Annotated in this window: 1 protein-coding gene and 1 pseudogene; both read right to left on the bottom strand. The window is 61.8% G+C overall.

The genetic code is table 11. The features are described 5' to 3' along the window. Positions 1-68: 68 nt before the first annotated feature. Positions 69-1004: an EF-P lysine aminoacylase EpmA gene (epmA, locus tag A3730_RS24725; RefSeq protein ID WP_063539198.1), complete on the bottom strand. Its 936-nt coding sequence runs from the start codon at positions 1002-1004 to the stop codon at positions 69-71. Between the two features lie 35 nt (positions 1005-1039). Further along, a pseudogene (locus A3730_RS29985) lies at positions 1040-1130 on the bottom strand (elongation factor P); the annotation flags it as partial.

Below are 1130 nucleotides of genomic sequence, written 5' to 3'. Positions count from 1 at the left end.
GGGTCTGCTGAACGTGAGCCGTGTGGAGCGTGAACATTCTCTCCCGGTGATTGAAGCGAAAAGCGGGTTCAGGCGCGGGACCAGGGAAAGGTCTGGACGTCGTCAATGCGGCCATGGCTTTGCTGTGCCATCAGTAGCCGCTCTACGCCCATGGCTACGCCGCTGCAGGCGGGCAGGCCGGCGTCCATGGCGTCAAGCAAGAAAGGATCCGCGGCCATGGGGTTCAATCCATGCTTCTTGCGCAGGGTATTGTCCTGCTCGAAACGTTGGCGTTGTTCGTCCGGGTCGGTGAGTTCCTGATAGCCGTTGGCCAGTTCCAGGCCGCGGTAATAGATCTCGAATCGGCGGGCGAGCAAGGCGCCGTCTTCGTCTTTATGGGTTTGCGCCAGTGCGGCGGCCCAGCCGGGGAAGTCAGTGACCACAGAGAGCTGTTCGGCGGGCAGGGCAGCTTCCACTTTGGTGGCCATCAGGTAGTCCACGGCGGCGGTTTTGCTCAGCCCTGGCGGTNCGCCATGGTATTGCGCGCAGGCCACCAGTTCCGCGTCACTGGCGGTGAGCGGATCAAGCCGGGTGACCTGCAGGAACAGTTCGCGAAAGGAGTAAGTCTGCGAGGGCGTGTCGCAAAAGAGTTTGGCAAACAGCGCCAGGCATTCGTCCACCAGATCCTTGAGGGAAAAGCCCGGCCGATACCATTCCAGCATGGTGAACTCCGGGTTGTGTCGCCTGCCGGCCTCACCATCCCGGAACGCCTTGCAGATCTGGTAGATCGGCTCGCTGCCGGCGGCCAGCAGTCGTTTCATGTGGTATTCGGGGGAGCTCTGCAGGTAGCCGTAACCTGCCACTGGGATGCACTGGATGTGCAGGTCGCTGACGCCGTGGTGGGCCAGTTGCGGGGTGTCCACTTCCAGCACGTTGCGGGCATCAAAAAAGGCGCGCACTGTGCGTAGCAGCTCAGCGCGCGCTTTCATGGCCTCCAGAGAGGCGGTGGGCTGCCAGTCATGCATTGGGGTATGCTCGTCAGGCATCTGGCGTCAGGCGTCTAGCTTTTAATCCGACCCACGTAATCGCCGGTCCGGGTGTCCACTTTGACGATTTCACCGGTCTGCACGAACAGCGGAACGCGCACGACT

The organism is Alcanivorax sp. HI0044 (assembly GCF_001634945.1).
Note: the sequence above shows the minus strand (reverse complement) of the source record. Positions and strands in the feature narration are given on the sequence as shown.